This is a genomic window from Bradyrhizobium sp. STM 3809, assembly GCF_000239795.1.
Classification (GTDB): domain Bacteria; phylum Pseudomonadota; class Alphaproteobacteria; order Rhizobiales; family Xanthobacteraceae; genus Bradyrhizobium.
Genome location: NZ_CAFJ01000616.1, coordinates 1 through 998, shown reverse-complemented (window position 1 = coordinate 998; position 998 = coordinate 1). Strand labels below are relative to the sequence as shown.

Here is a 998-nt window from a genome sequence, read left to right as displayed (position 1 = left end):
GCCGTGCCCAGGCCGAGCCGGGTGACATCGAGTGAGCTCCTGCCAAGACGGACGCGTTGCATTGTTCTATCCTTGTTGTTCGGCGCGTGCAGATCGCGTCATTCTGCATGAGCGGATGCGACGGCACAACGTCGGAGCATTGTGCGATACGGCAACGAGGAGGAACGATGGCGGAGATCAATGCGCTGACGGCGCTTGGCGTCGTGGTGGCAACGGCCGCGACGGACGCCGTGTATGTCATGTTCACATCTGCTGTCGTTGCGCGGCGGCGGCTGTCGGCCGCGAACTGGAGCGCGATCTGGTACACGCTGTCGTCATTCGCGGTGATCAGCTACACGGAAAATTGGATCTATGTCGGCTTTGCGGCGATCGGCTCGTGGATCGGCGCCTACGCCTCGATGACGTTCCTGCATCGTCCGCCCGGCGGACCTGCGCCGATCGGCGCTGCGCCCGAATGAGCTTGGCTTGCATGCCAGCCACGTGTGCGTGAACGACAGTCGGAGCGTGCGAAGTTCCTTGACGCGGAACGGGGCTTCCCTTAATCACGCCTGCGGGACACCTCCCCCCAACGGGAGGCTTACTATCTGGAAGGATAGATGATGACTGCAGCGAAGCCTTCGCAGCGGCCTGCCGTGCCGCATTTCTCCTCCGGCCCCTGCGCCAAGCGCCCCGGATGGACCGCCGAAAATCTCAAGGACGCCCCGCTCGGCCGCTCGCATCGCGCGAAGGTCGGCAAAGCCAAGCTGAAGCAGGCCATCGAGCTGACCCGTGAGGTCCTCGAAGTGCCGGCCGACTACAAGATCGGCATCGTGCCGGCGTCGGACACCGGCGCGGTCGAGATGGCGTTGTGGTCGCTGCTCGGCGCGCGGCCCGTCACCACCATCGCCTGGGAATCGTTCGGCGAAGGCTGGGTCAGCGATATCGTCAAGGAGCTGAAGCTCAAGGACGTCACCAAGCTGCACGCCGGCTATGGCGAGATCCCTGATCTCGCGAAGGCC

2 protein-coding genes are annotated in these 998 nt (G+C 64.2%); both read left to right on the top strand.

Features of this window, described 5'->3' with window-relative positions; all coding sequences use genetic code 11:
- The first annotated feature begins 167 nt into the window (after positions 1-167).
- Positions 168-458, top strand: a complete 291-nt coding sequence (locus BRAS3809_RS27710) for a hypothetical protein (protein WP_008965312.1) — start codon at positions 168-170, stop codon at positions 456-458.
- Positions 459-599: 141 nt separating this feature from the next.
- The coding region (locus BRAS3809_RS27705; protein WP_502685683.1) for a PLP-dependent aminotransferase family protein at positions 600-998 on the top strand (399 nt) is incomplete at its 3' end.

Bases quoted from the DNA above. Each gene is read 5' to 3' on its own strand.
- BRAS3809_RS27710 (WP_008965312.1), top strand. From the start codon at position 168: ATGGCGGAGATCAATGCGCTGACGGCGCTTGGCGTCGTGGTGGCAACG.